At 60.3% G+C, this 21,929-nt stretch carries 27 protein-coding genes, 1 tRNA gene and 1 pseudogene; 20 read left to right on the top strand and 9 right to left on the bottom strand.

The genetic code is table 11. From position 1 onward, the window contains the following. Positions 1-111: 111 nt before the first annotated feature. Both FJ943_RS19010 and FJ943_RS19005 read left to right on the top strand, forming a co-directional pair. Positions 112-909: a xanthine dehydrogenase family protein subunit M gene (locus FJ943_RS19010; protein ID WP_140723790.1), complete on the top strand. Its 798-nt coding sequence runs from the start codon at positions 112-114 to the stop codon at positions 907-909. Positions 910-1,164: 255 nt separating this feature from the next. After that, a complete protein-coding gene (locus FJ943_RS19005; RefSeq protein ID WP_140723787.1) occupies positions 1,165-2,187 on the top strand; it encodes an acyltransferase in 1,023 nt (340 codons plus the stop codon). Positions 2,188-2,311: 124 nt separating this feature from the next. Here FJ943_RS19005 and FJ943_RS19000 read toward each other — a convergent pair whose 3' ends face one another. Both FJ943_RS19000 and FJ943_RS18995 read right to left on the bottom strand, forming a co-directional pair. After that, positions 2,312-2,800 carry a GNAT family N-acetyltransferase gene (locus FJ943_RS19000; RefSeq protein WP_140714922.1) on the bottom strand — a complete coding sequence of 163 codons (489 nt, stop codon included), beginning with the start codon at positions 2,798-2,800 and terminating at the stop codon, positions 2,312-2,314. Continuing rightward, the gene (locus tag FJ943_RS18995) at positions 2,797-3,555 is read right to left on the bottom strand and encodes a copper homeostasis protein CutC (RefSeq protein WP_181172938.1); all 759 of its coding nucleotides are present in this window, start codon (positions 3,553-3,555) and stop codon (positions 2,797-2,799) included. Before FJ943_RS18995 ends, FJ943_RS19000 begins: the two co-directional genes overlap by 4 nt. 199 nt (positions 3,556-3,754) lie before the next feature. Here FJ943_RS18995 and FJ943_RS18990 point away from each other — a divergent pair, with 199 nt between their 5' ends. Then, positions 3,755-4,183 carry an SRPBCC domain-containing protein gene (locus FJ943_RS18990; protein ID WP_140723784.1) on the top strand — a complete coding sequence of 143 codons (429 nt, stop codon included), beginning with the start codon at positions 3,755-3,757 and terminating at the stop codon, positions 4,181-4,183. Positions 4,184-4,285: 102 nt separating this feature from the next. Continuing rightward, positions 4,286-4,741 (top strand): carboxymuconolactone decarboxylase family protein, encoded by a 456-nt coding sequence (locus FJ943_RS18985; RefSeq protein WP_140723781.1) that lies wholly within the window; start codon positions 4,286-4,288, stop codon positions 4,739-4,741. A 96-nt stretch (positions 4,742-4,837) separates the two neighbouring features. Here the strand turns inward: FJ943_RS18985 and FJ943_RS18980 are convergent, their stop codons facing one another. Continuing rightward, on the bottom strand, positions 4,838-5,269 hold the full coding sequence (locus FJ943_RS18980) for a cupin domain-containing protein (protein ID WP_015317510.1): 432 nt from the start codon (positions 5,267-5,269) through the stop codon (positions 4,838-4,840). 339 nt (positions 5,270-5,608) lie between these two features. On the opposite strand from FJ943_RS18980, the gene FJ943_RS18975 reads away from it, so the two are divergent. The 5 genes from FJ943_RS18975 (at position 5,609) to FJ943_RS18955 (ending at position 9,504) form a co-directional block, all read left to right on the top strand. Then, positions 5,609-6,097, top strand: coding sequence for an Hsp20 family protein (locus FJ943_RS18975; protein ID WP_140724181.1), 489 nt, complete (start codon positions 5,609-5,611; stop codon positions 6,095-6,097). A 68-nt stretch (positions 6,098-6,165) separates the two neighbouring features. After that, on the top strand, positions 6,166-6,618 hold the full coding sequence (locus FJ943_RS18970) for a hypothetical protein (RefSeq protein WP_140616047.1): 453 nt from the start codon (positions 6,166-6,168) through the stop codon (positions 6,616-6,618). A gap of 43 nt (positions 6,619-6,661) precedes the next feature. Beyond that, positions 6,662-6,961 (top strand): DUF982 domain-containing protein, encoded by a 300-nt coding sequence (locus FJ943_RS18965; protein WP_140724179.1) that lies wholly within the window; start codon positions 6,662-6,664, stop codon positions 6,959-6,961. A 235-nt stretch (positions 6,962-7,196) separates the two neighbouring features. Next, positions 7,197-8,360 (top strand): IS481 family transposase, encoded by a 1,164-nt coding sequence (locus tag FJ943_RS18960; protein ID WP_083882946.1) that lies wholly within the window; start codon positions 7,197-7,199, stop codon positions 8,358-8,360. Between the two features lie 304 nt (positions 8,361-8,664). Then, on the top strand, positions 8,665-9,504 hold the full coding sequence (locus FJ943_RS18955) for an HNH endonuclease (RefSeq protein WP_140723779.1): 840 nt from the start codon (positions 8,665-8,667) through the stop codon (positions 9,502-9,504). A gap of 45 nt (positions 9,505-9,549) precedes the next feature. Here the strand turns inward: FJ943_RS18955 and FJ943_RS18950 are convergent, their stop codons facing one another. The 3 genes from FJ943_RS18950 to FJ943_RS18940 all read right to left on the bottom strand — a co-directional run bounded on the left by FJ943_RS18950 (position 9,550) and on the right by FJ943_RS18940 (position 11,645). Then, entirely contained in the window at positions 9,550-10,209 is a 660-nt protein-coding gene (locus FJ943_RS18950; RefSeq protein WP_140723776.1) for a hypothetical protein, read from the bottom strand. Positions 10,210-10,225: 16 nt separating this feature from the next. Then, the gene (locus FJ943_RS18945) at positions 10,226-10,858 is read right to left on the bottom strand and encodes a hypothetical protein (protein ID WP_140723773.1); all 633 of its coding nucleotides are present in this window, start codon (positions 10,856-10,858) and stop codon (positions 10,226-10,228) included. Between the two features lie 313 nt (positions 10,859-11,171). Continuing rightward, complete coding sequence (locus FJ943_RS18940; protein WP_140723770.1) at positions 11,172-11,645, bottom strand: hypothetical protein; 474 nt, start codon at positions 11,643-11,645, stop codon at positions 11,172-11,174. Between the two features lie 159 nt (positions 11,646-11,804). On the opposite strand from FJ943_RS18940, the gene FJ943_RS18935 reads away from it, so the two are divergent. After that, complete coding sequence (locus tag FJ943_RS18935; protein ID WP_140723767.1) at positions 11,805-12,467, top strand: recombinase family protein; 663 nt, start codon at positions 11,805-11,807, stop codon at positions 12,465-12,467. A 118-nt stretch (positions 12,468-12,585) separates the two neighbouring features. Here the strand turns inward: FJ943_RS18935 and FJ943_RS18930 are convergent, their stop codons facing one another. After that, positions 12,586-13,386, bottom strand: a complete 801-nt coding sequence (locus FJ943_RS18930; RefSeq protein ID WP_140724176.1) for a DUF429 domain-containing protein — start codon at positions 13,384-13,386, stop codon at positions 12,586-12,588. A 930-nt stretch (positions 13,387-14,316) separates the two neighbouring features. On the opposite strand from FJ943_RS18930, the gene FJ943_RS18925 reads away from it, so the two are divergent. From FJ943_RS18925 to FJ943_RS18885, 9 genes and pseudogenes are all read left to right on the top strand, one after another. After that, entirely contained in the window at positions 14,317-14,679 is a 363-nt protein-coding gene (locus tag FJ943_RS18925) for a hypothetical protein (RefSeq protein ID WP_140723764.1), read from the top strand. Continuing rightward, positions 14,676-15,500 (top strand): hypothetical protein, encoded by an 825-nt coding sequence (locus FJ943_RS18920; RefSeq protein ID WP_140723761.1) that lies wholly within the window; start codon positions 14,676-14,678, stop codon positions 15,498-15,500. Before FJ943_RS18925 ends, FJ943_RS18920 begins: the two co-directional genes overlap by 4 nt. 96 nt (positions 15,501-15,596) lie before the next feature. Next, entirely contained in the window at positions 15,597-16,100 is a 504-nt protein-coding gene (locus FJ943_RS18915) for a ribonuclease H (protein ID WP_140723758.1), read from the top strand. 262 nt (positions 16,101-16,362) lie between these two features. Continuing rightward, positions 16,363-17,328 carry a tetratricopeptide repeat protein gene (locus FJ943_RS18910; protein ID WP_140723755.1) on the top strand — a complete coding sequence of 322 codons (966 nt, stop codon included), beginning with the start codon at positions 16,363-16,365 and terminating at the stop codon, positions 17,326-17,328. Between the two features lie 25 nt (positions 17,329-17,353). Next, positions 17,354-17,566, top strand: a pseudogene (locus FJ943_RS18905) (ATP-dependent DNA ligase); the annotation flags it as partial. 233 nt (positions 17,567-17,799) lie between these two features. Further along, positions 17,800-18,222 carry a hypothetical protein gene (locus FJ943_RS18900; protein WP_140723752.1) on the top strand — a complete coding sequence of 141 codons (423 nt, stop codon included), beginning with the start codon at positions 17,800-17,802 and terminating at the stop codon, positions 18,220-18,222. A gap of 189 nt (positions 18,223-18,411) precedes the next feature. Then, the gene (locus FJ943_RS18895; RefSeq protein ID WP_140723749.1) at positions 18,412-18,789 is read left to right on the top strand and encodes a hypothetical protein; all 378 of its coding nucleotides are present in this window, start codon (positions 18,412-18,414) and stop codon (positions 18,787-18,789) included. 99 nt (positions 18,790-18,888) lie between these two features. Continuing rightward, positions 18,889-19,293, top strand: coding sequence for a hypothetical protein (locus FJ943_RS18890; protein WP_140723746.1), 405 nt, complete (start codon positions 18,889-18,891; stop codon positions 19,291-19,293). 50 nt (positions 19,294-19,343) lie between these two features. Further along, complete coding sequence (locus FJ943_RS18885; RefSeq protein WP_140723743.1) at positions 19,344-19,715, top strand: hypothetical protein; 372 nt, start codon at positions 19,344-19,346, stop codon at positions 19,713-19,715. Between the two features lie 190 nt (positions 19,716-19,905). Here the strand turns inward: FJ943_RS18885 and FJ943_RS18880 are convergent, their stop codons facing one another. Both FJ943_RS18880 and FJ943_RS18875 read right to left on the bottom strand, forming a co-directional pair. Further along, a complete protein-coding gene (locus FJ943_RS18880) occupies positions 19,906-21,264 on the bottom strand; it encodes a tyrosine-type recombinase/integrase (protein ID WP_140723740.1) in 1,359 nt (452 codons plus the stop codon). A gap of 87 nt (positions 21,265-21,351) precedes the next feature. After that, a tRNA-Asn gene (locus tag FJ943_RS18875) sits at positions 21,352-21,426 on the bottom strand. A 222-nt stretch (positions 21,427-21,648) separates the two neighbouring features. Between FJ943_RS18875 and FJ943_RS18870 the strand changes: the two genes are divergently transcribed. Next, complete coding sequence (locus FJ943_RS18870; protein WP_140723737.1) at positions 21,649-21,909, top strand: hypothetical protein; 261 nt, start codon at positions 21,649-21,651, stop codon at positions 21,907-21,909. The last annotated feature ends 20 nt before the right edge of the window (positions 21,910-21,929 follow it).

The following is a 21,929-nucleotide window of genomic DNA, read 5'->3' as shown; positions in this document are numbered from 1 at the left end:
AGTAGGGAAGTAGTGAGTTGCGGATAGGGCAGCGTGCCATCTCCGGCAGCGGCCATTCCCTGCTCCCTACTGACTACTCACTGCTGGCTAACCACTTAGGGGGAGGATCCCATGTACGCAGTCAACTATCACCGTGCCGCCTCGGTCACTGAAGCCGCCAAGCTCGTGAAGAGCGGCGACGCCAAGCTGCTCTCCGGCGGCATGACCTTGATCCCCGCCATGAAGACGCGGCTGGCGGCGCCGTCCGATCTGGTCGACCTGTCACGTATCAAGGAACTGCAGGGGGTCAAGGTGTCGGGCAAGACGGTCACGATCGGCGCTGCCACCACGCATTTCGACGTCGCCAATGACGAGAAGCTGCGCAAGGCCTGCCCGGCACTTGCCCATCTGGCGTCGCTGATCGGCGATCCGGCGGTACGCCACAAGGGCACGATCGGCGGTTCGATCGCCAATAACGATCCGGCGGCGGACTATCCGGCCGCACTTCTGGCGCTCGGCGCCACCATCATCACCAACAAGCGCGAGATGTCAGCCGACAAGTTCTTCAAGGGGCTGTTCGAAACCTCCTTGAAGGACGGCGAGATCGTCACGGCGGTCTCCTTTACGGCACCGGCGAAGGCTGCGTACGAAAAATTCCGCAATCCGGCCTCGCGCTACGCGATCGTCGGCGTGTTCGTGGCCAAGGGCAAGGACGGCGTCAGTGTTGCCGTCACCGGCGCCGGCGACGACGGCGTCTTCCGCTCGAAGGAGATCGAGGCAGCACTTGCCAAGAGCTTCGATGCCGCTTCGCTCAATGGTGTGAAAGTTCCGGCGAAGAACCTGATGAGCGACATTCACGCTTCATCAGACTACCGTGCCAATCTGATCACAGTCATGGCCAAGCGCGCGGTGGCGGCAGCCAACGCCTGACGCAAGATCGATTACGGACGGGGGAACGGGCTGTCACGGCCCGTTTTCATTCCCGGCGACCGTAGGCCTAGTTCCCGTCGGCCACGTCCCCATCCTTGCTTGAAGCAATTCCGGCCCATGCTGCGGGGGACATGCATCGGCGGCAATCTCGCACTTGCACAAACTTATATTGCGCTGCAGTATAGATCAGGGCGGGAATGCGAGCCGGGTTCGGGAATAGCCGTGCCTTTCGCATTACAATGCGAAGGGATCGGCATGTCCGAAATTTCCGCGACCCATCTGGCTCCGCCCCGAGCGATCGTCGAGCGACCGGCCAGGACAAGACTGGCCTATCTCGATGGCTGGCGCGGTCTGTCGATCGCGCTCGTGCTGATCGGGCATTTTTTTCCCGTTCCCGGGATCAATCTGGGCGTGCTGGGCGTCGAATTCTTCTTCGTGCTGAGCGGCCGGCTGATGGCCGAAATCCTGTTCATCGAACGCTATCCGCTGAAGAAATTTTTCAAACGCCGGTTCTCGCGCATCTATCCGGCGCTTCTGGTCTTTGTCATCGTCGCCATGATCGCGCTCTCAGGCACGTTCATCGCCTTCAAATGGAAGGCGGCCCTGACGGCGCTGACCTTCACCTACAACTATGCCGGAATTCTCCTGAATCGGGCCGGCGCGCTCGACCACATCTGGTCGCTCTGCATCGAAGAACATGCCTATATCATCCTGGCGGCGATCAGCGCGGTCGTTGCCAGCCGCAGCCGTGTCATCCCGCTGCTGCTGGTCCTGGCTCTGGTGGCCATGGTCAATGGCGCGGTTTCCTACTGGTTCCTGCACCTGGATTATGAAGCCACGTACTGGCGCACCGACGTGCACATCGCCTCGATCCTGCTGTCGGCCGCGATCTGCCTGCTCAAAGCGGACGGCAAGCTGCCGACCTTGCTGAAGGGGCCTTATGTCGCCGTTGCGGCGGCCGTCGGCGCGGTTTGCCTGTTCATGGACTCGGTGCCGACACCGATCCACTACCTGGCCGCGGTGCCATTGCTGGCGATCGCCGTCAACGCGCTGGATTTCAGCACGCGGTTCTTGTCCGGATGGCTGTCGTCCCTGCCGATGACGACGCTGGGTCTATGGTCATATTCCCTCTATCTGTGGCAGCAGCCCTTCTACAAATTCGTCTACGAGCAGGGCAGCAATCCATGGCCGATGCTGGCCGGGGTTTTTGCCTGCGCGCTCTGCAGCTACTACCTCATCGAGCGCCCAGCACGCGAATGGCTCAACCGCAATTGGTGAGCCGCCCGATGGTTTGATAGTCGCCAGACGATAGCCGCACGACGGCGAGGTCCTTTTCGCCAAATAGCGCTTAGCTGTCTCCGGGTTGGGGCAACGTCCATGTGAGTCGGTGGGTGCCACCCGATCAGGTGGCGATCTGCCTGACGTAATAGCGCACCGCTTTCTTGCCGCCGTGGATCACCGCGTCGCCGACTTTGGCGAAGCCGAGTGCGGCGTGGAAGGCATCCGAGGCGGGGTTGGGCGGGTCGGTGTTGACCTCGCAGGTGACCAGCGCGTGACCGGCGCTCCGCGCATGGTCGAACAGGTCCCGATAGAGCCGGCGAGCATGGCCGCGGCCTCTTGCGTGCGCCGCCACGACGACGCGGTCGACATAGATGAAGCTGATGTAGCGCTCGCGAAACCAGACGAAGTTCGGGCTGTCGTAGTTCGCATCCTGGTCGAAGGTCATGATGAAGGCTTCGAGATCGCCGATGCGGCGCGCGTAAAAGGCCTCGGCGAGCAGGAACGACAGCCGTTCGGCTTCAAGCCACGACAATTCGGCGGCGTGCTCGTTGTTGAGCGCCAGTATTGCCGCTTCGTCGGCCTGCGCGATGCGGTCTATGGGCGAGGTCATGCCTTGGCCGCCGCGATTGTCGCCGCCACCAGCGCTGTATCGGTCAGCGTGTTGCGATATTCGCGGTCGAGATCGGAGCCGCCCATGCCGACCTTCGGATTGCGGTAGCGCATGGCGCTCGACACGTCCTTGAGGGCGGCGAAGTGCATTTCGGCCAGGCCAGTCCTTGCGCGCACCTCGGCGATATTGCCGAGATCGAGCCCGCCGCAACCGAGGATGATGATGCGCTCGCCGGCCAGCCGGACCAGCTCTTGCAGCAATGCCAGGCCTTCGATCGCCGTGTCGCGCTGGCCGCTGGTCAGCACGCGGCCAACCCTGCAGCGGATCAGCGCTTCCAGGGCTTCGGCCGGATCGCGAGTCATATCGAAGGCGCGGTGGCAGGTGACGTTCAAGGGGCCCGCCGCCTCTGTCAATTCGCGCATGCGCTGCTCGTCGATGGCGCCGTCGGCGTTCAGGCAGCCGAACACCACGCCGGGCACGCCGAGTTCGCGAAGCGCGGCGACGTCGGCAAGCATCGAGCGGTATTCGGTCTCGCTGTAGAGAAAATCCCCGCCGCGCGGCCGCACCATGACATGAAAGGGCACGGTCGCCTGGTCGAGAGCGGCGCGCACGGTGCCGAGGCTCGGCGTGGTGCCGCCTTCGACAAGGCTGGCGCAGAGTTCGATCCGGTCGGCGCCGGCGGCCTGCGCGGCGAGCAGGCCATCAATGCCTTCGACACAGATTTCTATAAGCGGCGGGCGAATTTTTGGGGTCAAGGGGCGATCCAATCCATGGTGTTGCGCAAGCCCTAGCACCCGGGCGCCTGGCGCGGAAGCGTGAACGCTACGCCGCCACTTGGACCAGACGGCAGATTCCATTCTTGACAGTCACATAACTGCAGGGTTATGGGTTATACATAGCTGATGGGTTATGATTTTGCGCGTGGCACCACGACAGCAACGAGAGGAGCAAGGCATGACGGAAACCAAATCGATCGTCGTCGAAAGGCTGATTCCATATTCGGCGGAAAAGATATGGTGCGCACTGACCGTGCCGGCACTCGTCGGCGAATGGCTCATGCAGAATGATTTCGCTGCCCAAGAGGGGCATCGCTTCACATTCCGTGCGACACCAGTTCCCGGGTGGTCCGGGGTGACGAACTGCATGGTGCTGAAAGTCGAGGCGCCGCGGCTGCTGGCTTATAGCTGGGGCGATGGGACGGAATCGGACAGCGGGTTGAAAACCGTGGTGACGTGGTTACTGACACCCGAGGGGATGGCGACCCGGGTGCGAATGGAGCAGTCGGGATTTCGGCCCGCCGACGAGCGTGGCTATATCGGCATGGGAAGCGGCTGGCCGCGCATTCTCGAACGGCTCGAACAGGTTACCTCAAAACAGACCTGACACCCGGCAGGCAGCTAACAGTTCCATCAAGTCGAAACCCTGGATGCGAGGCGTCCGGGCCGGGAAAGCACGCCCGGAGAACAGTTCAAAAGGAGAAGACACATGCAAGCGAGAATCAAGAGCCCGGTGATGCTCATCCCAGGCGCCCTGCGGGCGTTTCTGGCGCTGGACAAGTCGACCGAGGCAGCGGACCTGCCCTATGTGACACGCAAGCTCGTGCATCTGCGCGCCAGTCAGATCAACAGCTGCAGCGTCTGCGTCGACATGCACGCGCGCGAGCTCAAGAAAGCCGGCGAGAAGGAAGAGCGCATCTTTGCCCTCGCTGCCTGGAGGGAAACGCCTTATTTCACCGACGCCGAACGCGCGGCATTGGCGCTGGCAGAAGCCGGCACAAGGCTCGCCGACCGACCGGACGCGGTGCCGGACGATATCTGGGAGGAGGCGGCCCGGCATTATGACGAGAAGGCCCTTGCCGCACTGGTCATCCAGATCGCCCTGATCAACGCCTTCAATAGGCTGAACGCGACGACCCGGCAGCCGGTTGGCGCCTGGGGCTGAGCGCCGGGTTCACATGGGGGGCTGGCTCCACGAGGCGAGGGGGCGGGCGGCGCATTGCCTTCCCGCCCCGCCGGGAGCACCTATGCAACCTGGTGGCTACTGTCGCAATTCGGTATTCTTGGCGCCTTCCTCGACCTGATCGATCACCAGGAGCTTGACCGGCCCGTCGCCAATGTTGGTGGCCTGGTGCCACTGCCCGATCATTTCGATGATGAAATCGCCAGTCTTGTAGGTGTTGCTGTTGCCGGTTTCGACGTTGGTGACCTTCAGCGTTCCAGCCTGGACATAGGCGTAGCGCGGGAAAGGATGGCGATGGACCGGCAAGGTCGCGCCGGGCGCGATGTCATAGGTCGAGACCAGCACCTGCACGTTCTTCCGCGGCAGCGTGATCGGCTGCCCGGATGCAGTGGTGGTACGTGATGCGAGTGGCGTCACGACGACTGGGGTTCCGCTGCTGTCCAGCGCATGAGCGCCGGTCGCGAACGATGCTGCCGTGAGCAGCAATACCGATGCCAGGATTTTCCGCATGATGTCCTCCCTTGACCGACGCATCTATCGCGCGGCGGCGGCGGCGTGCAAGCCGCTCGTGACCAGAGGCCGAACCTGCGTGCATTTGCACGGGCGGTTGATCCACGACCCGGGCCATATTCCTCACCCGCTTCCAACCGGAGGGCTGTCGCCGCAAGGCCTGATGCATGCCCGGTCAGGAATGGCCGTAGTGCCGCTTCAAAAAAATTTCGGGCGACCTCTTGAATAAAAAAATCGTGATTCCCAGATCGTTTTCCGTCGAGGCTTCGGCTCGACATACCGCGTCGCGGCGACGCTGCGGCGACCCGTAAACCATGTTGCTTCACGGAGGATATGGCTATGAGAAGCTTTGATTATTCGCCTCTTTACCGCACCACGGTCGGCTTCGACCGGCTCTTCGACATGCTCGAAAACAGTGTGCGCTCCGACTGGCCGCCCTACAACATCGAGAAGAATGGCGACAACGACTATCGTATCACGATGGCCGTCGCCGGCTTCGGTCTCGACGAAGTGGAACTTGTGCAGAACGGCCCTGAATTGTCCGTCATCGGACAGAGAAAGCCCGATCAGCAACATCGGGAGATCCTCCACCGGGGCCTGGCGATAGGCAACTTCAAGCAGGTGTTCAAACTTGCAGACCACGTCAAGGTCAAGGCGGCCAATATTCATAATGGCCTGCTGTCGGTGGACCTGGTCCGCGAAGTGCCCGAGGAACTCAAGCCCCGGCGCATCGAGATCGGTTCCAACGCCGCAGCGGTTTCGCTTCAGGATGGCGGCAACAAGCAGTCCATAGATGTGGATGCCGAGCCGCAACGCAAGGTGGCCTGATACAAGAAACCTCAGTCTGTGGTCCGCCTCCCGGCTCGGCCGGGAGGCACAGATCGCGGAGAACGGAGATGAGATCCCAAGCTTACAGTTTTCATGAATCCAAACCGACGGATTACGCAGCGGAATTCGCTGCGCTGCGTACGCCCGAGGACGTCCTGAACGAGAACATGACGATCGGCGAGAAGAGGGCTCTGCTCGCCTTCTGGGCCTCGGACGCCCATGCGGTTCCTGACAATCCAACCCTGCGTCAATTGGACAACGGTGCGATGGCGCAGGTCAGCGAGATTCTTCGTGCGCTCCACACCCTGGACGAGATTGCGCGCAAGCCGACGGCCAGGGCACCGTTTGATCGCAGTCCGTCCTCAGACCAGCGTCGCAACAAAACCAGGCGCAACTGGCTGCGGTACCCCTGGCGAGATGACGACGACGATGATCCGCCGCCGGTTCCGGCATATGCCGGTGTCCCACCCAGGTGTGGGGATGGCGGCATGTTCGCGGAGCCTGAGCATGCCGTCGCGTGAAAAGCTGAAGCAAACGAACACCCTCAACCGAATGGAGAACTATATGGGCGACAGGACGTTCGATCGACCGGTGTTAGTCAAGGATGGCCAGTTCATCCAAGAAATAGGAAGCCTTGAGGATGCATTCGATTTCCTGGATGAGTGGCCGCGGGAGCGTCGAGGCCCGATTTTCGAAACGGCCTTCCGGGCTTGCCAGCGTGCTTACGATGGCCGGATACCACTCTCGGTCGCGCGCGATGCCGTCGCTGGGTTCGCGAGGTCCGTCAAGATGCTGCAGGAGCCGCTCGCTCCGCTGCCCTGGATGAGCGGCACCAAATCTGGCCGCGGTGGGGTGGCCGCCTAGCTGCGACAACGGCAGCGGCACTGCCTAGAGGTGTCGCTGCCCGCAGTCCCATACGGGTTAGCAGGACGGGTCACAGCCACGGCGAACCCACTATGTCGCGTGGTGCCGACGATGGCAGGCAGAGAGGTCTTTTGTGCCCTTCCCGAGAGATGGGTGACAGTTCATTCCGGATAGATGGGTTACACTTTCGGCCCTTTGCAAGGAGAGCAAGGTGCCTTGGAAGGAGTGTAACGTCATGGACGAGCGGCTGAAGTTCGTCGCGCGGCTGCTGGACGGCGAGAAGATGGCCGTGCTTTGCCGTGAGTTCGATATCTCGCGCAAGACCGGCTACAAGATCCTCACGCGCTACAATGATAGCGGCTTGGAGGGGCTGACGGATCGATCGCGCCGGCCCTACCGCCATGCCAATCAGCTTCCGTTTCAAATCGAGAAGCTGATTGTGCGTCTGAAGCAAGACAAGCCGACTTGGGGTGCGCCGAAGATACGCGAGCGGCTGGCCCGGCTATATCCGGATGTGCACCGGCCCGCGATTTCGACCGTGCACGCCGTGCTCGACCGGCACGGGATGGTCGAGCACCGCAAGCGAAGGCGCAACAGGGCGACGGGAACACCGCTTTCCAACGGCTGTCGGCCAAACGATCTTTGGTGTGCCGACTACAAGGGCGAGTTCATGCTCGCCGATCGGCGCTATTGCTATCCGCTGACGATCACCGACTTCGCCAGCCGTTATCTCATCGCCTGCGAGGCGCTGTCGACCACGAAGGAAGCCTATGCCTTCACCGTGTTCGAAAGGGTTTTCAAGGAGTTCGGCCTGCCCAGCGCGATCAGGACCGACAATGGTGTTCCCTTCGCCAGCCCCAATGCGCTGTTCAACCTCAGCAAACTGTCGGTCTGGTGGCTGCGCCTGGGCATCGACATCGAGCGCATCAAACCGGGCTGCCCGCAGCAGAACGGGCGCCATGAACGCATGCACCTGACCCTGAAGAAGGAAACCACCAAACCGGCAGGCGCCAACTTTCTGCAGCAGCAGGCCAGGTTCGATGACTTCATCGACGAGTTCAACTCAGAACGCCCCCACCAGGCCCTCGGCATGGACTGTCCGGCAGAGCGTTACGCACCCTCAACGCGACCCTATGCCGGCCTGCCAGATCTCGATTATCCGTTTCACGACAAGGCTGTCATCGTCACTACCTGCGGCCGCATCTGCTATAACAGAAAGAAGATCAACCTCAGCCTCGTCTTCGCCGGCCAGAGCGTCGGCATCAAACAGGTCGAGGACCATATCTGGCTGGCTAGCTTCATGGACTATGATTTGGGATATTTCGACGATGAGACATGCAGGCTCGAACCACTCCAAAACCCCTTCGGGCCAAAAGTGTTACCCATGTCTCCGGTATAAACCGTAACCTATGTGTCCGGAACGGACCTAGAGAAATTGGCTCCCCGGGCCGGGCTATAGGAGCCAAATCGAACCGCGCGGAACTTCACATTTATCTCAACAATAACAACGCCTTGCGCTGTGCCCCTGTGTTGACCACATTCCGCTGTTGTGGACCTCATGCGGTGCGAATGTGTACCGCGCGGGCAATCATACCCAAGGCTCTCGGTGGGGCAAGTCCTCATTCCTCAAATGTGGTCTGGGCTGGTAACGTCGAGGCGCGACGCGTTGTATGGTAGAGCACGATCTGGGGGACTAGCCACTCATGGAGACCACTCCCGTCTATCGGCCGGTCGGAAGGTGCATCTATTGCGATGCGGGCAGGCATTCTGCCAACCGCGCCAAGCTTGGGGACGAACACATAATCCCAGAGGCGATTAACGGGGCGTTGGTGTTGCCGGAGGCTTCCTGCGGCGAATGCGAGGGCAAGATCAATTGGTTTGAGCAATACTGCATGAAGCAGACGCTTGGACCCTTGCGCTACGCTCTCGGCCTCAAAACGAAGCGTCCGAAGGAACGCCCCGAGACGCTACCGCTTCAGCTAGAGGTAGGAGGCGAATGGATTACACGCGAGGTGCCGGTTGAGTGGGCTCCTGTCGCCTTGTTATTGCCGGTCTTCGACCCTCCGGAAATACTTTTCGAACGAGAGCCGACCAGAACCAACATCTACACCGAAACGTTCAAGATCGTGAATTTCGCTACAGGCGACATGGGCAAATTGCGGGAGGAATTTGGGGCCACAAAGAGCCGCTCTTACCAGGCGTCATTGCGCGGCGATCGCTTTGGGTTGTTGCTTGCGAAAATAGCGCACGCATACGCGACGGCAGAACGAGCAGACATCGACAATTTCAATCCCGTTTTGCCCGATATCATCCTCCGAGACCCTGCAGCGCCGCCACTCCCATATCTGGTCGGCGGGATCAAAAAGCTGCTTCCAGAAAGCACTTCATTTAACGAACTCGGCTTAGCCCGTGGCGAGACCAAATACGGTGTTACCTGGATTGTGCCGATTAGACTTTTCGGTTCGTTGGGAGCGCCGACCTATCAAGTGGTCGTCAGTGTCGAGCGGCCACCCTTCGCGATCAAGAGGCGAACGATACGATAGGATATCAGCCGGCCGAAATGCGACGGTCTGCATGGCTTCGCCGCGCTACGGCATAACTGGTGGGTTCGGCCTTCTGGCGAAATCGATTTGATCGATCAGCTTCGAGGACATAAATCGGCACGTTTCGACAAATCGCGATCTGTTGTCGCCAAATATGATACGCTTTGAGACGAGGCTTGCGAAAGTCTCTCCAACAAGTGCTGGATCGTTCGTTTCCATGGTTGCCTCGACAGTTTGGAGAAAATCTAACTTGTCTATTTCTTGGGAAACTTCCGCTGTGTCGAAATCGAGCGGGATGAAGGTATGAGCGAAGGCGTTCCGAATTCTTCTGACAATGTCAAGATTTTTCCGTGTCACCCTTCCGTATATTCCAAGAGCAAATCCAATGTCTGTGAGCTGCGAAAAGCTGTTCAGAGGGCCGGACCTGTCGCAGAGCTTATCAATTTCAGCTTTCGGCAAGTGGATGAAGCGAGAGAGTACCGTGAACCGGAGCAAATTTTCCAGATTTGACGAAAGGACGATAACGACAGAGCGCGCCGAACTGTTCTCGACTTCCTGAAGGTAGGCGTCGAATTCTTGGTGGGTGGCCGGTCTGCGCGGTAAATCCGAGAGGCCCATTTTGCGCTTCGCTCCTCCGGCCTCCTTCCGCTCTTTGAAGCGCGGGGAGGAGGCTTTATCGGCTGGTTTCGGCGGGCGTTCTGGCATGCATTGGCCTCAAATGTCAGGATGCAGAACCTGTACGGGCGCTCAACAAGCCCATGTCGCGCAGCGCCTCATTCAAGAAATCCGACGAACGGACTTCCTCCTCCGGATCAAACCCCGCATTTCGGATTGCCTGGAGAATGTAGCCTTCGGCCCAGTCGGTGGCGTCTGCCGCCACATCGAGAGCGAACTGGCCGTCATAGGGACCGCCGCGCAGGATCAAAGCTTCCTCCTCGGCCTCCCCCAGCATGTACAGGAGGCTGTACGAAGTCTGGTCGACGGTACCATCACTCCGAATGATAGCCGGGTAGGCAGAGATGTCGTACTCCTTCAAAATGTTGTTGCGCTCTTTGTCTATGAACTCCCAGAAAAGAGGGAACTCCGACCGCCGCCTCCCCAATTCTACCCATGCGTCTTTCAGAGACTGGCGGAGCACAGGCGGCAAACAGGCACGGGCGTCCTTCTTACCTAGCAGATGGATTGAGGTTTTGAGCAGGGCGCAAATCCCCGCCCACTGCACGCGCCAACTGGAGAACGCCGGCCTTTCCTCCCTCAGTCCCGAGATTGCGTATCTGCAATCCCCGCACACCCTGTAAGAGGACAGGTACCACTTGATCTTGAGTTTGAACTCTCTGTTGTTCGGCAAAGTCATTTTGAGGCCCCAGCCCTGATAGTGGCTGTATTTTGACAGAAAAATCCGAGGGGTCGAACTGGATAGTTTCAGCGGCGCGATACCCCCCGGTGGGGTCGCTGCCCCTCTAGCTCACGCCCGGTCCACTCTTGGCCCACGGCAGGCCGCCCGGATGCCTCTCCCTATGTTCCGTTGGGGCGTTTCAGCGGCTTCTAGGGTGCCAGAGCTGGAATGCATCATGCCGACGCGAACGCCTCTCCACGGGCTGGACGGGACAGGCGAGCCCTTCCCATGACATTTGTCAGGCACGCCGAACGTTGGCGTTGGACAAGGGCTAGGCGTTACCGTCGTCAATCTTCTCGGCATCTATGACCGAGTAGGACGCTCCGCTTTTGTCCTTCGAGCGGAGCGCGAGTTCTTCATAGAGGTAGCGTGCGAACATCGAACCTGCGCCGAGCACCACCCACAACGGCACACCAATGGCCCCACCAAGGGCAGCTATGCCGGCACCTTGGCTGCCGAACACTGCAACACCCACGGCGGCAGCACCTAGTCCTAATCGCTGGGCGACAGAGCGATTGTCCCAGCCGACGCTTTTGGTCTGTGACGCTACGATCTTCACCATAGGCCAAATGACCTTGCTTGAAGCGGTGACCGCGATTGCCTTCTTCGCCTTTTGGCGGGCAGGCAAGTCCGAGTTCCGAATGTCGAGAAGCTTCAGCGCCCAAGCCTTGAGCGCATCGTTTTGGGCCGGCGTTGCCTGTTCAGCGATCCGAACGGCGAGTTGAAGATAATTCTTCTCATCCATGTGGCTACCCCCAGTGTGCGCCTCCGGCTCGTATCAGAGCCGCGACTGCGATGACAGTCTGTCCGGAAGGGTATAGCCCAGCGTACAGCCGAGGCGCTGCCCGAAAGGATGTCCGTTAGGATTGACTTGCATCAACGGACAGTCTAGTTAGCGTACACCATGCTAACGGACAGAGAGGGAAGCACCGTGTCCAAAACCATTCTCTATGCCCGTGTCTCGACCGTTGACCAGACGCTCGGCCACCAACAAACCCAAGCGGAGGCCGCCGGGTTCACCATTGATGAGGTAGTGGCCGACCACGGCGTCTCCGGGGTCAGCACCACGCTTGCCGAGCGCCCCGAAGGGAGGCGGCTCCGAGATATGCTGCGGAGGGGCGATACGCTGGTGGTGCGATGGGTGGATCGGCTCGGCCGTAACTACCAAGACGTTTGTGACACTATTCGCGAGTTCATGCGCAGGGGCGTGGTCCTGCGGACTGTGATCAACAACATGACGTTCGACGGGGCGACCAAAGACCCCATGCAGCAAGCCGTCAGGGACGCGCTCATAGCCTTCATGGCGGCAACTGCCCAGGCGCAGGCCGAGGCCACGAAAGAGGCCCAGCGGGCAGGCATAGAAGCCGCTCGGGCGCAGGAGGACCGCTACAGGGGCCGCAAGCCCAGCTACGACAGGGCCGCGCTACGGGCCGTCACTGACATGCTGGCGCAGGGACAGGGAACGTCAGCCGTCGCCAAGGTGACAGGGCTTACTCGCCAGACGGTATTGCGGATCAAGGAAGACCCTGCGGCGGCCGAGAAGGCGCTTATGGCTTGGGGTATGTGAGGGAGGACGGAGATGGTTTACACGCTGGCAATGACCTTCATGGCCCTTTATGGCCTTTGCGGAGCGGTTGCAGTCGTGAGGTGGATCGTCGGCCGGTAGCAAGGCGCCTGCGGTCGGCCTACCGCACCGTCTTCGCACTTCCCGGCTTCGGGATCCAAATCGCCGACTGGTCGTCGCCGAAGGGCACGGCGCGACCTTCCAACACACAAATGCCGACCGCCGCACAGACCACGGCGTCAAGCATGTCTTCGTAGGCTTTCCACTCTCGGCCGCTCGCACGCTCAAAATCGAGTTCTGGCATCGCTGCTGCTACACCGCAGAGTTCGTTTTCCATCAGGGCGGCAATGGCGCTCATCTGACGTTGAATGTTGAGCGCCCGGACCTTGGGCGTCTCGTCGGGCCAGTAGCTACGTCTGTTGCCGAACTTGTAGGGAAGCCGACGCTCCGCAGAAGCGAACTCAATCAAAGCCGGGTGCGGATAGACCTCCACAAGGCCGCTCTCCACCGGCCCAGATGTCCGCAGCTCGTAGCCCTTCAGCTCGAAGCTCGCCCGCAGCTTGTCGCTGACAGGCCCAGGGCGGATCGCACTCGGAGTGTGTGTCCCTGCCCACCTATGCCCATAGGCCCGAGAGACTGCATCATCGCTGGCCCGGCGGGCTATAATTGGTGTCCGCGAAAGGGGCATGTCGACAGCGACCAGATCGACCGGGGAGCCCACCAAGGCATTGGCCGCTTCAAGTGCTTCGGAAGCTCCGTCTGTCGAACCGGGTCGCGCTGGCGCCTCTGCAAGAGCACAGAACGCGCTGTATGAGGATGCCACCGCCCGCAACCGCCAGCCTGCCGGGTCCTCAACTGCCAACGCGACACCGCTCGGCTGGGCCGCCGTCCAAGCCGCATCTATTCCCAAGACCGCTCGCATATCGCCCTCGCCGACAACTTTTTTCGGGCACAGTTCGGGCACACATGCCTTGGAATGCCTTGCGCTACAAGGCTCGGCACTGGATTAGGTGTCCGGCGCCAGATAACCTGATGAAATTATTGAGATATTCGTGTTGACTTTGAATTGGCGACGACACATATGCGGCTTCAAAACACGCATACCGAGTGGTGGGCTTGACCTGACCGCTGAACCCCGAAGACCAACCCGCTCGCAGGCCGTTCGGCCCCAATAGCCTCTCTTTCCAAAACCTGTTGGCTGTCCAGCAAGACAGCCCGGTCGATTGCAGCCATGCCTGACGTGCCTCTAGGGGCCGGCAGCGGGACCGTGCGGGGCAAGACGATGATCCCCGGCCGAACCATAGAATGGAAGTGGGCTTGCACCCGAGACCGGCACACCGCCGGACGTGCAAGTACCGCGTAAGCCGCCAGTCCGGATTAGCCTCCGGTGAGGGTAGCGGAGCCTTGCGTCGTGCAAGGGGGACCGTGAACCGGGAAGGTCAGGACGACCCCCGGCGGCACATCACACAAATCAAAAAAATCATGGTCGGGAAGTCCCGGCCGTTTTCAACCTTTCCGTCCCTCTGTGCTTAGGGGCGGATACAGATATTAGGAGAAATGAATGCGAACATGTCGCGCTGCACACTGTGGCGCACCTACGTCCTCCCGCTTCAGCCCGCACTGTCGGCGACACAAGAGCCGACTACGGCGCCAGGGCGATGTCGAGCAGACCGCCATCAGGCGGAGTGAGCTTGCGCCATACGTCTCCCTCGTCCGGGAACGTATCGCCAAGAATGCCCACAGTCCCCTTTGGGGCCACTTGGATGCCCGATGGGCTGCGCTGGCTACCTCGGCAAAGGACACCGCCGGCAATCGGGTTCAGAGCCGATACCAGCGGCAAGCGGCCCATGAGGTGCTGAACCTCGACGCCGAATGCTCTGCACGGGACATAGCCGTCACTGCCATGGCGATGTTCCTGTTCTGGAGCGAGAGACCGGAGCGGTTCCTATCCGACGCTGCCTTCCGCCTACAGCTCGTGAAGCGGGTCCGGTCGCTCTCCAGTAGGCACTCGGGCCTTCGCTACGACCACCGGACGGGTAGGCAGGAGCGCGTCTACCGGGAGCTTAGTCCAAAGGCGGGAATGATCGTTGCCCGTGATCTGACCGCCGCCTTCGGAGGTGCCGGTCTACAGCTCGCCGAACTCGAAAAACGTGATCAAGAAAGGAAACAAGCCATGACTAATGAGATCAACCAAGCCCTACGGGAACTCGTGTGACGACCGGCTCCCAAATCATACCCGACACCTTTCGCGAGGCCGTTGACTGGCTCCGAGCCAAGGCCGGACAGGACGAACTGAGCACGAAGCCGCGCCGGCTCCCACTTGGCCGCATTCTGGTTGCCCCTACCGTGTTCCAAGTGCGCACCGGGGCGGCGGCTGGTGGCGTCACCGAGCCTTTCCACGTGAAGGCCCTCCAGCAGGCATTGGAGGCGAAGCCCGAGCATGGGCGGGTACTTGACCGCGTAACGGTCTATGCGATCGGTGACAGCGCCTATTGCATCGACGGTCACCACCGCTTGGCTGCCTATAGGGCCGCGAAGGTGAAAGGGTCGGTGCCTGTTGAGTGGTTCGAGGGGAGCCTCGCCGAGGCCATAGCAGAAGCCGCCCAGCGGAACCAAAAGGTGAAGCTTCCGATGACCCAGTCGGAGCGCCTGGAAGCTGCGTGGCGTCTTGTGATCTTGGGGGCGCACTCCAAGCGGAAGACTGCCGAGGCGTCGGGCGTGAGCGAGCGGACCGTCGCGTCAATGCGGGCACTTTACAGGCAACTGGTGGAGCAAGGGTTGGAGGTGGGCAGCTACCTAGACGCCCTACGGTGGGCCAAAGCGGGAGAGAACGACATCGAGTACACGGACGCCATGCGGGAGGCTCGGATAGATCGCTACGTGAAGGGCTTCGTGAAGCAGTTCGGACCTCGGACACCTACTCATGCGGAGGAGTTCGCCGAGGCGGTGGCGAAGTGGGCGGGTAGTCAGTTCGCAGGAGCAGTAGCTTCATGGCTGGCTCCGTCCGATGACGAGGACGAAGAGACGGACTTCTGACCCCAACCTCGGGGAGGCCACCTATGCATCCTTTAGGCGTGCAATTTGCACAGGCGGAGCAGTCCGCCGAACACGACTGAACACAAGGAAAAACTCATGAATGCTTTCACCGACGCGCCTTCGGGCCGCCGACTTGTCGTCCATTGCGATGGCGCGTGCGTACCCAATCCCGGCCCCGGCGGCTGGGCAGCCACCATCAAACTGATGGACGGCGATCAGGAGATCAGCCGGACAGAGGTCGTCGGCTCCGAGCCGGCGAAGACTACCAACGTTCGCATGGAAATGAGCGGAGCCATCGGAGCCCTCCGCGCACTTCCGGAGGACGATGGCACCCCCGTCGCGGTCTTCTGCGACAACCAGATGGTAAGCAGAGGCATGAACGAATGGCTCTCGGGCTGGATCGCTCGGGGTTGGCGAACGGCGGCTAACAAGCCCGTTGCGAACCCCGACCTATGGCAGGAGCTTGCTGTCCTCACTACGGGCCGCGCGGTCACTTGGCATTGGGTGAAAGGCCATGCCGGCGACCCTCACAACGAGGAGGTAGACGCGCTTGCCAATGCCGCTGCGGCAAAGGCCATGCGGCAGGCCCAAGCCGGCTAACAGCCAGACAAGGGACGGCCCCGGTCAATGTGCCGGGGTCGCTTTCACGCGTCCATTTCGAGCCGCTGGTGTCCCGGCTGCTCATGCCAGATCACTTGTCGAAGGTCGCGCTTGTCGACCACCTGACCGCACGCGGGACAGGCGCAGAAGTGGTCGTTGTCCTTCTAGGTCTCGCCTTCCAGTCACTCCCGGAGCTGCAAGGCTTGACCGTGGCAAAAAGTCAGACACTAATCGGGACTGTGGATCCAAATTGGAGGCCAGCATGCAGAGCTTTTCGAAGTTGCTTTGTTTCGTCTCCGGCATGGTGGTGGCCGGCGCCGCCAATGCGGGGCAAGCGGAACAGGCCTATAAAAGAGGAGACTACGCAGCGGCTGTCTTGTTGTGGAGCGTCCTAGCTAACACCGGTGATCCCAAAGCGCAGGACAATCTTGGCACCGCTTACGCCGAAGGCCACGGTGTCAAACAGGATTACGGTCAAGCTGCCGCTTGGTATCGTAAAGCAGCGGACCAAGGTGACGCCCAGGCAGAGCACAATCTCGGCTCAATTTACGACCGTGGGTTAGGCGTGAAGCAGGACTTTACCGAAGCTGCAATTTGGTTTCGCAAAGCTGCCGACCAAGGATTAGCGGTCGCTCAAACCAATCTTGGGTTGCTGTACAGAGATGGAAGAGGCGTCCCGCAGGACTACATACAATCTGCCGCATGGCTCCGTAAGGCCGCAGATCAAGGAACGGCCATTGCCCAATATTTTCTGGGTTTGGCTTATGCCAAGGGGCAAGGTGTCACCCAGGACTATCTTGAGGCAATCGCATGGTATCGCAAAGCCGCGGAGCAAGGGAATGCCTTCGCCGAGCATGATCTTGGTGTGGCCTATGGGAAGGGGCTAGGCGTTACGCTCGACTACGCCCAAGCCGTCTCTTGGTTCCAGAAGGGGGCGAACCAAGGGGATGCAGGAGCTGAGTACGACCTTGGGGTTTCGTACTACAAGGGGCTAGGGGTTCCTGTAGACTATGTACAGGCCGTCTCTTGGTTCCAGAAGGCGGCGGACCAGGGGAATGCGGGTGCTGAGTACAACCTTGGAGTGGCATACCTCGGTGGCCATGGCGTGAAGCAGGACACTGCCCACGCTCTCATTCTGATCCGCAAGGCCGCTGATCAAGGAGATGCCACTGCAAAGGCCTATCTTATAAAGTTGGAGAAGTCGGAGCCGCCGGCAAAGAAGGCTTAACACCGTTGGGGCTGATAAGGGCCACTACATGGGCGGTGCCTTCGTGACCTTCAAAGCCGACAAGCGACAGGCCCTATGGGACCGCGTACAAGAGAAGGCTGGCGCACCGCCGCCGAAAGGTCTCGCGAAAGAGAAGGCCGAGTGGCTCAAGCCGGGTCTGGTGGGGCGGGTCAAGTTCCTCAAGGGCGAGGAGAAGCTTCGCCATGCGTCGCTGAAGGACTTTCGCGATAAAGATTGAGAGCGTGCTCTTGACCGGGTGAAGACGTTACGTCACCTTTTACATTGTGCCTTGAGAGAAGCGGCCCTCGGCACCTTTCGGATAAGCCGCGTGATAACCGACGACGGGTGAGCCCTTACGTCGAAGAGAAGTAAGAAGCAGCACGGCTGCCCGACATAACTCCTTACTCAACAATCAGGCTCGCCGCCCGCTCCACGGGCGCTTGCGGCCTCAGGAGCGAATTGGAGAAGGTCATGACAGCCGAACGATTGAGAGTTCGCGATGCCGGCGGCGAGGGCTATGAAGTCCTCGACTACGACGGACAGCCCATCGCCATTTGTGCCACCATAGTCCACGCGGCTCAGTATGTGCGCAATTTCGCAGCGCGGTTCTGGCTTGACTGGACCGTCAACCCGGCAACAAGCAGTTTCTCCGCCAGCTTCCTCGGCTCCGATAGCGTTGGTCGCATCCAGCGCGACAAGTCGCGAGGTCCGCGAGAGGGCACTTGGCGCTGGTCGATCTCGACCAACGACAATCGGTGGCGCAACGACGAGGGTCCGCGCGGCCGTGAGCATGGCAAGGATTTAGCCATGGTCCGGCTGGAGCACGAGTTTACAGGCTATCTGGCGAACACGCCCCATGGACCTTCGCCTTACGCTCGGGCCAAGGGTCGGTGATGCGCCCATCGCGCCCCGGAATACGACACAACGGCGTCATGTCTCCGCCGTCCCCGCGACAGCCCCTGAAGGCACCAAATTGAACCATCGAAAGCCCCGGCTAACCACCGGGGCCGCTTCTTGGTGCCTTATCTTCGGCCAGACTGTACTAAATTCGTGTCGGCTGCTATCTGATTTGCGGAGGGGCCTATGGAACGTTTGACTGTCCTTGCTTGCTTTGCGCTCACCACGGTCGCGCTGGCTACCACCAGTTTCGCGGATGAACGTTGCCCCGGGAAGACACCGCAGGACTTCAAAAAAGGTGCCTACGACTTCTCCACAAATTCCTCCGTCGACAAAAACGGGCAGATAATCAAATATTCCGTCTGCGTGGTGAACAATAGCCACGACGGCTGGCTTCGTATTAGTTGGTTCATCCCTCTACTGGCGGACCGTTGGGTACGCCCTGGAGATGTCGTGAACCAAGTTCGATATTCTGCCGATCGTGCCGACCGTCCTGTGTTGGGGTGCATCAAATACGGCAACCTTGAGGATAAGGTGGTTGCGCAATTCCTAGGCGACGCATAAGACGAACAAAAAAGCGGAACGTCAAACGAAGCCAGCTGTCGCCAACAAGCGGGGGTCGAAGCGCCACAGACCGAAGCGATCGAACTGCCGCCAGAGGGTTTGAATGAAGCCACCCGGCTGTACGTTCCATCCAATCTCGCCGACCCGACCAACTCAATGCTGGCCGTAGACATATCCTACGGGATCAAACCGGGCGGGAACGGGTACACTAGCTACTTTGGATTTACCGCCAATCCTGTTGTTCCTGGTTCAAAAGCGAACGCCGAAGAAATTCGGGTCCGGCCCAAGTTTTCGGCAGGAGCCGACACGCTTTATGCAGCATTTCGGGAGCAGGTGACGAAGGACTATGTCTCCCTCGGTAAATCCGGCGGGTTTCAGTTTTCTGTCGCTGGTTCTGCGCAGTGGAACGTTCAGCCCGCATTCTATGAGTTCGTGGATAAGGACAATAAGGTGTTGAGCAGCTTTTCTGTCCCGCTGTTCACGCCGGCAGACGGACACAAATGACAAGACTATTACCTTACACATACGTTTTTCCTTCCGCCCTAGTGGCCGCCTTGGAGCGTTGGCAGCAGATTTTTCGTAAGAGTTGGTTTGCGCCTCCTGGCGCAGAAACCGGGCTTTACGATACGGCACTTTTTATAGGCATTTTCCTAAGCTTCGGAATTGTCGCGATCTGGGTCCACCGTGGCATCCGCTCTGTTGGTGTCGCCGCTGTTGTCGGGGCCTGTGGTGTGCTGCTCTCGTTGATGGGCTGCGCAGTGGTTCGTCACTATCTCGGAGAACCGTGGGACCCCGCGACGACCTCATGGCTCGAATTGGGCTGGAGTACGTGTGCGTTGATCGCCCTGGTGGACATTTCCGTCACCGTGACGGTGGTGGCAATGCTGATCGGCGCGGGGGTGCGGCAGTCACGAACACCAGCCTGACGAGTGAGGACATAACGAGATTGCCGCATTTGGGAGGGCCAGACCCACCCAGCCTAGATTTGACTTGTGGCCTTGACGCGAGGTCGTGTCTGGTTCGAGCCGTAGAACGCCGTTCGAGCCCGGGTGGTGCCTTCCCACCAGCCGAACCCTCGAAGTCACTCGAACAGCCGTACCAGACACAAAGCAGGACCTATTTGCGCTTGCCTCCGACACCCAGCGCCGCCTTGAGCGCCCGTTCGGCCACCTTGAGCCTAGCCTCGTCGCCGCCATAGTCTTCGCCGACACTGCCCGAGGAATGGCCGAGCACGATGTCTTGCTCTGATTTCGAGATGCCGGCCAGCCGGAGCCGGTCTTTCATGAGGTGGCGAAGAGAGTGCGATGGGCCAATCTTGGGGTCGTCCACCACGGTCCGGACGTGCTTGCCGAGAGCGGCAGACGCCGAGGCGGGGCCGCCCTCGCGACCGTAGGCCGGAAACAGCAGACCTTCCTTGGCCGCCTTCAAGGCTTCCTTGGCTGCTTGGAGCGCAGTCCCGAACAGCGGCACGTTACGCCGCGATACAGCATTCTTGATGCGCCGCTCATCGTGCCACTCGACAGTCATATGTGGAATGGTCTGGTCAAGGCGAACATCGGCCACCCGTAACCCCGCCACTTCGGCGATGCGGCATCCGGTCCCCTCCATGATTTGCCATATCCGGCGAAGGTCCGGCCGAGCGTGTGACACGATACGGGCCGTGACGGCCTTCGCTTCCTCCTCCGTGTAGGGGCGGCGCTTGTCGCGGTCCGGCTCTGCCTTGGCCCTTGTGGGGTCAGCCTCAAGGTTCATGAATGGGTTGGCCACGCCGGCCAGATCAAATTCCCGTATTGCGTGATTGGTGACGGCACGGACAACATTCAAATAGCGATCTACGGACGACGCCTTACGTCCGTCCGCCATATGGTCGCGGACTTCCTTAGCATCTTCGCGCTTGAGGCTCGCCAACGTCCGGTCACTCTGGAGCGCCTCGCTCACCAGCTTGAAGACGCGTTCCAACTCCATGGTCTTCTTAGTGTCGTCCCCAACGCGCTCTTTGAGATAGAGCTTTCGGGCGTCCTCAAGCGTTGGGGCGGGGCGAGACAGCTTATCCCCGCCGGACAGGATAGCCACTGCACGACCCTCAATGGGGTCACGGTGCTGTTCGGACCTCGATAGGAAACTCTCCAGGATCACGTCCACCGCATCGGGATGGCTCCCGGGCAACGTTTCGTCGCCGATGTGAACCGTGGTAGAGGCCAGTTCTTGCGCCCGCCGCTCTGCCAGTTTGTGCAATTCCATGGGCGTGAGCGTAGATAGGTCAGGCCGGCCAATACGCCGCCGCGTCTCGGCCACGAGCCGCTCAAATTCACCGTTGACCTTTGGGTAGTTGCGTAGAGCCTCTCGCTTGGTGTCTCCGAGGTGCCGCTTGAACTCGTTCTGTCGGAGGAGCGGCGCTAAGTCGCGGGGGAGCCTTCTGCGGTAGTGCCAAGTGCCGGCTTTAGTCTGGATGACGTACTTCAATACAAGCCCCATTGTGGACCTCCGGTGTACCGGAATGTGGACCGCTGGGAAAGGCTTGGCCTTGAAAACGTTGAGAAATAAGCCGTTCCGTGTGGAACTTGGCTCCCCGGGCCGGATTCGAACCAGCGACCAACCGGTTAACAGCCGGTTGCTCTACCACTGAGCTACCGGGGAACGGAGGCTCTTTGAGCAAGTGGCGCAGCCTATAGCAAACCCGTTTCGGCTTTGCAAAGAAGCATTTCGCATTTTTCCGAGACTTTTTCGCTCAGGCGTTTCTCGCAATCGGCCTTGCCCACCCTCATATTAGCCGTCTTGGCGACGGGGCGCGGAACCGAAAGGGCGGTCGCGGCTTTCGTAAAAGAGATTGTCGAGCCCTAACACAGGCAGTTCTTCGCGATGACGGCAGCGGACGAAAACCCGATACCCGCACGAAAGATCTCGGTGTTCGGGCGCGAATTCACCATGCCGCGGTCGCGCGGCCTCAGAATCACGATCGGCGTGCTATTGACCCTTGGCGGCATTCTCGGGTTCTTGCCGATCCTCGGCTTCTGGATGGTGCCGCTCGGATTGCTGGTGCTTTCCTACGAAATTGCCATGGTGCGCCGCCACCGGCGCCGCCTGGTCGTCTGGTGGGAGCGGCGACGTCGGCCGAATTGAGCGGCCGATACCGATGCATG

The organism is Mesorhizobium sp. B2-3-10 (assembly GCF_006442275.1).
In the GTDB taxonomy this organism is placed as follows: Bacteria; Pseudomonadota; Alphaproteobacteria; order Rhizobiales; family Rhizobiaceae; genus Mesorhizobium; species Mesorhizobium australicum.
The sequence above is the reverse complement of the archived record's forward strand: the minus strand, read 5'-3'. Positions and strand labels throughout refer to the sequence as shown.

Bases quoted from the DNA above. Each gene is read 5' to 3' on its own strand.
- FJ943_RS18915 (WP_140723758.1), top strand. From the start codon at position 15,597: ATGAATGCTTTCACCGACGCGCCTTCGGGCCGCCGACTTGTCGTCCAT.
- FJ943_RS19000 (WP_140714922.1), bottom strand. From the start codon at position 2,800: ATGACCTCGCCCATAGACCGCATCGCGCAGGCCGACGAAGCGGCAATA.
- FJ943_RS18975 (WP_140724181.1), top strand. From the start codon at position 5,609: ATGAGAAGCTTTGATTATTCGCCTCTTTACCGCACCACGGTCGGCTTC.
- FJ943_RS18960 (WP_083882946.1), top strand. From the start codon at position 7,197: ATGGACGAGCGGCTGAAGTTCGTCGCGCGGCTGCTGGACGGCGAGAAG.
- FJ943_RS18965 (WP_140724179.1), top strand. From the start codon at position 6,662: ATGGGCGACAGGACGTTCGATCGACCGGTGTTAGTCAAGGATGGCCAG.
- FJ943_RS18950 (WP_140723776.1), bottom strand. From the start codon at position 10,209: ATGCCAGAACGCCCGCCGAAACCAGCCGATAAAGCCTCCTCCCCGCGC.
- FJ943_RS18990 (WP_140723784.1), top strand. From the start codon at position 3,755: ATGACGGAAACCAAATCGATCGTCGTCGAAAGGCTGATTCCATATTCG.
- FJ943_RS19005 (WP_140723787.1), top strand. From the start codon at position 1,165: ATGTCCGAAATTTCCGCGACCCATCTGGCTCCGCCCCGAGCGATCGTC.
- FJ943_RS18985 (WP_140723781.1), top strand. From the start codon at position 4,286: ATGCAAGCGAGAATCAAGAGCCCGGTGATGCTCATCCCAGGCGCCCTG.
- FJ943_RS18970 (WP_140616047.1), top strand. From the start codon at position 6,166: ATGAGATCCCAAGCTTACAGTTTTCATGAATCCAAACCGACGGATTAC.
- FJ943_RS18895 (WP_140723749.1), top strand. From the start codon at position 18,412: ATGGAACGTTTGACTGTCCTTGCTTGCTTTGCGCTCACCACGGTCGCG.
- FJ943_RS18955 (WP_140723779.1), top strand. From the start codon at position 8,665: ATGGAGACCACTCCCGTCTATCGGCCGGTCGGAAGGTGCATCTATTGC.
- FJ943_RS18980 (WP_015317510.1), bottom strand. From the start codon at position 5,269: ATGCGGAAAATCCTGGCATCGGTATTGCTGCTCACGGCAGCATCGTTC.
- FJ943_RS18935 (WP_140723767.1), top strand. From the start codon at position 11,805: ATGCTAACGGACAGAGAGGGAAGCACCGTGTCCAAAACCATTCTCTAT.
- FJ943_RS19010 (WP_140723790.1), top strand. From the start codon at position 112: ATGTACGCAGTCAACTATCACCGTGCCGCCTCGGTCACTGAAGCCGCC.
- FJ943_RS18945 (WP_140723773.1), bottom strand. From the start codon at position 10,858: ATGACTTTGCCGAACAACAGAGAGTTCAAACTCAAGATCAAGTGGTAC.
- FJ943_RS18940 (WP_140723770.1), bottom strand. From the start codon at position 11,645: ATGGATGAGAAGAATTATCTTCAACTCGCCGTTCGGATCGCTGAACAG.
- FJ943_RS18900 (WP_140723752.1), top strand. From the start codon at position 17,800: ATGACAGCCGAACGATTGAGAGTTCGCGATGCCGGCGGCGAGGGCTAT.
- FJ943_RS18930 (WP_140724176.1), bottom strand. From the start codon at position 13,386: ATGCGAGCGGTCTTGGGAATAGATGCGGCTTGGACGGCGGCCCAGCCG.
- FJ943_RS18910 (WP_140723755.1), top strand. From the start codon at position 16,363: ATGCAGAGCTTTTCGAAGTTGCTTTGTTTCGTCTCCGGCATGGTGGTG.
- FJ943_RS18870 (WP_140723737.1), top strand. From the start codon at position 21,649: ATGACGGCAGCGGACGAAAACCCGATACCCGCACGAAAGATCTCGGTG.
- FJ943_RS18880 (WP_140723740.1), bottom strand. From the start codon at position 21,264: ATGGGGCTTGTATTGAAGTACGTCATCCAGACTAAAGCCGGCACTTGG.